The sequence below is a fragment of the Snuella lapsa genome (genome assembly GCF_039539345.1).
Taxonomy (GTDB): Bacteria; Bacteroidota; Bacteroidia; order Flavobacteriales; family Flavobacteriaceae; genus Snuella; species Snuella lapsa.
The window spans coordinates 1-2,548 of the sequence record NZ_BAABCY010000108.1; the positions used below are offsets into that span (position 1 = coordinate 1).

At 39.3% G+C, this 2,548-nt stretch carries 2 protein-coding genes; both read left to right on the plus strand.

Annotation, left to right across the window (positions count from 1 at the left end; genetic code table 11):
* Positions 1–421 precede the first annotated feature (421 nt).
* Entirely contained in the window at positions 422–2,284 is a 1,863-nt protein-coding gene (locus ABD792_RS18925; protein WP_345008119.1) for an ABC-F family ATP-binding cassette domain-containing protein, read from the plus strand.
* Between the two features lie 161 nt (positions 2,285–2,445).
* Positions 2,446–2,548, plus strand: a 103-nt coding sequence (locus ABD792_RS18930) for a GIY-YIG nuclease family protein (protein ID WP_345008168.1), incomplete at its 3' end; no start/stop codon positions are given.

Sequence of the window (2,548 nt, forward strand, 5' to 3'; positions counted from 1 at the left end):
TAACTCCATAACCTTAAAACTTTACAACTTTTAACTTGAAACCCCAAACTTCCAACTACCACAGCCCATTCTGAGCGAAGCGAGCCTGTCTGCCAGCAGGTAGGGAACTTCACTTTCAAAATAACAGTGGATTCCTGCCGTAGTTTATCTTGAGTAAAATCGAAAGGCAGGAACGACAACTGCTAATTTACAATTGACTATTGATTATTGACTATTATTAATCCCCAAGACACTAGATAAAAGACGCAAAAACCTTATAACTTTTCACTTTTCACTTTTAACTGTTCACTTTTAACTTTTAACTTTCACTTCTAACTTCCGCCTTCAGACTTCCTGCTCCAAACTTTTAGCTTTTCACTTTTAACTTCTAACTCCTCTGGCATGTTTTACGAATTTGTACGTTCTTTGCAAAAAAGACATTGTGAATTACTTAACGGTTGAGAACATAACTAAATCTTATGGAGAGCTAACACTCTTTCAGGATATTTCCTTTAGCGTTCATAAAGATCAAAAAATAGCCTTTGTCGCGAAAAACGGCTCTGGCAAAACCTCTATATTAAATATCATTTCGGGAGAAGACGAACCCGACTCTGGAACGGTGACCTACAGAAAAGGCATTGCCGTATCCTTCTTGTCGCAAGACCCTAAATTTGATCCCAACCTTAGCGTTGAAGAAACTATTTTCACAAGTGACAACCCTATTTTAAAAGTCATTGCCAATTACGAAAAGGCTCTCTTAAATCCAGAAGACACTGAAGCTTACCAACACGCTTTCGACCAAATAGAACAGCATCAGGCCTGGGACTTCGAAACGCTATACAAACAGATACTCTTTAAACTAAAACTTGAGCAACTAGACCAAAAGATAAGCACGCTTTCGGGGGGACAAAAAAAGCGATTGGCACTGGCCAATGCCCTTATTAACAAACCCGACCTATTAATCCTAGACGAACCGACCAACCATCTGGATCTGGAAATGATCGAATGGCTGGAAGCTTTCTTCGCCAAAGAAAACATTACCCTGTTTATGGTAACGCACGACCGTTATTTTTTAGAGCGTGTTTGCAATGAAATTATCGAACTTGACGAAGGCAAGCTTTATAGCTATAAAGGCAACTACTCCTACTATCTGGAAAAACGCGAAGCCCGTATTGAAAGGGAAGCTATCGAAACAGGCAAAGCCAAACAGCTGTTTAAAAAGGAACTGGAATGGATGCGCCGACAACCCAAGGCCAGAACTACCAAATCCAAGTCCAGAATAGACGACTTTAAGGATATTAAACATAGGGCTCACCAACGCAGAAACGACCATGAAGTCCAATTAGAACTAAACATGGAACGCCTTGGAAGTAAAATACTGGAGTTCCATAAAGTATCGAAAGCCTTTAAAGAAAAGGTTATCCTAAACGGCTTCGACTACACCTTTAAAAAAGGAGAACGCGTAGGTATTATTGGAAAAAACGGTACTGGAAAAACATCCTTTTTAAATATTCTTACCCAGACTGCTAAACCCGATTCCGGAAAGGTTATTAAAGGAGATACCGTTAAATTTGGTTACTATACCCAAAATGGCATTGGCATAAAACCCGAACAAAAAGTCATTGATGTCATAAGGGAGTTTGGTGACTACATTCCGCTAAAAAAGGGACGTCAAATTAGTGCACAACAACTTTTGGAACGCTTCCTATTTAGTAGAAAAAAGCAATACGACTTTGTAGAAAAACTAAGTGGCGGTGAGCGCAAACGCCTGTACTTATGTACCGTGCTCATACAAAACCCTAACTTTTTGATCCTTGATGAGCCTACAAACGATCTAGACATTGTTACCCTTAACGTTCTCGAAAGCTTCTTACTGGATTTTCCAGGTTGCATTATTGTTGTGTCGCACGACAGGTACTTTATGGATAAAGTAGTAGACCACCTCTTTGTATTTAAAGGTGAAGGCGTTATTGAGGATTTTCCCGGGAATTATAGCGACTACAGAGTTTACGAGGACAGTCAACCTGTCGTTTCAACAGCTTCCGAAACCAAAAAAGACAACAAAGCCTTGAAACAAAATGAAGCTAGCAAACTATCGTACAACGAAGAAAAAGAACTAAAAAACATCGAAAGTAAACTAAACGCGCTGGCCTACGACAAAAAAGAACTAGAAGCCAAGTTCAATAACCCCGACCTAAGCCAAGAAGAAATCAACACCCTCTCTATAGAACTTCAAAACCTCATTGAAACCATTGAAGCCAAAGAAGAGCGTTGGTTTGAACTGTCGGCTAAACTGGAAGGGTAGTACTTATTGGCTGTTGGTTATTGGCTGTTGGTTGTTTAACACCCAATAATTTACAAGAATGCAAACAATTGTTTTAATTATATTTATCTTCATAAACTCCGTACCAATATTGTCATTCCTGCGCAGGCAGGAATCCACTTATTTAACGCATGCACAAAACAATGCACCAATACTACCTTTACATCCTAACTAACAAAACGAACGGTACGCTTTACATTGGTATTACCAACAATCTGGAACGAAGAATGTTTGAACACAAGAACA